This window comes from Micromonospora globosa (assembly GCF_000717585.1).
GTDB classification, from domain to species: Bacteria; Actinomycetota; Actinomycetes; order Mycobacteriales; family Micromonosporaceae; genus Micromonospora; species Micromonospora aurantiaca.
The window spans coordinates 1-896 of the sequence record NZ_JNZR01000085.1 but is presented as its reverse complement, the minus strand read 5'-3'; the positions used below and the strand labels follow the sequence as shown (position 1 = coordinate 896).

The following is an 896-nucleotide window of genomic DNA, read 5'->3' as shown; positions in this document are numbered from 1 at the left end:
CCTAAGGGACGTCTCGTAACTGGGTGAAGGCGTTGCTCGGCATCAAGCCGATGGTCAGCCGGCGAGGATGATGTTGTGGAGGTTCGCGATGCCGGAAGCGGCGTCGGCCAATGTGTGGGCGGCGCGGCGGTAGTCGCGCAGGATCTTGAAGCACTTCATCCTGGCCAGAGCGTGTTCGACTCCCGCTCGGACGGTGCGGTGCTGGACGTTGAGGGCTTCCTTCCAATCCGGGAGCTGGCTGCCGTCGGTGGGCTTGCGGTACGGCATGATCACCTCGGGGTTGCCGCGGTAGCCGCCGTCGGCCATCACCGGCCGCCCGTCCAGCTTCGCCTTGATGCCGGACGTGCGGTAGACGATGGTGTCGTTGCGGTTGCCCGGCTGCGGGTCGCCGACGGCGAGGACCAGGCGGGTGCTGGCGTCGATGGCGACTTGCAGGTTCGTCGAGTACCGGTAGTTCTTGCTCCGGGCGGCCAAGCGGTGATCGCGGGTGGGGATCAGAGTCCCGTCGACGATCGCGATCTGCTCGACTGGCCGCTTACGCACCGGCGCCAGGGCCAGCAGCGGCGCGAGGGTGTCGATGACCCGATGGGCAGCCGAGTGCGACACCCCGAACAGCGGGCCGATCTGCCGCATTGTCAGGTTCGTACGCCAGTAGGTGGCCACCAGCAGCACCCGATCCGGCAGGTCCAGGGCCCACTGCCGGCCCGGCCGGCCGTCAGCGATGCCGTCACCGCCACGCTCGGCGACCAACCGGACCAGCTTGCGGAACTGGGCGGGCTGCAACCCGGTGAACGGAAAGATCCACTCAGAGTCGGCCGCGGTGATCACCTGCACCCAGGCATCCTGCCCGACCATCCTCAACAGACAGACGGCAGGGTTACGAGACATCCCTTAGG

At 67.4% G+C, this 896-nt stretch carries 1 protein-coding gene; it reads right to left on the bottom strand.

What is annotated here, in order from left to right; all coding sequences use genetic code 11:
* Nucleotides 1-54: 54 nt before the first annotated feature.
* Complete coding sequence (locus IF06_RS0131725) at nt 55-834, bottom strand: transposase family protein (protein ID WP_084588886.1); 780 nt, start codon at nt 832-834, stop codon at nt 55-57.
* Nucleotides 835-896 lie beyond the last annotated feature (62 nt).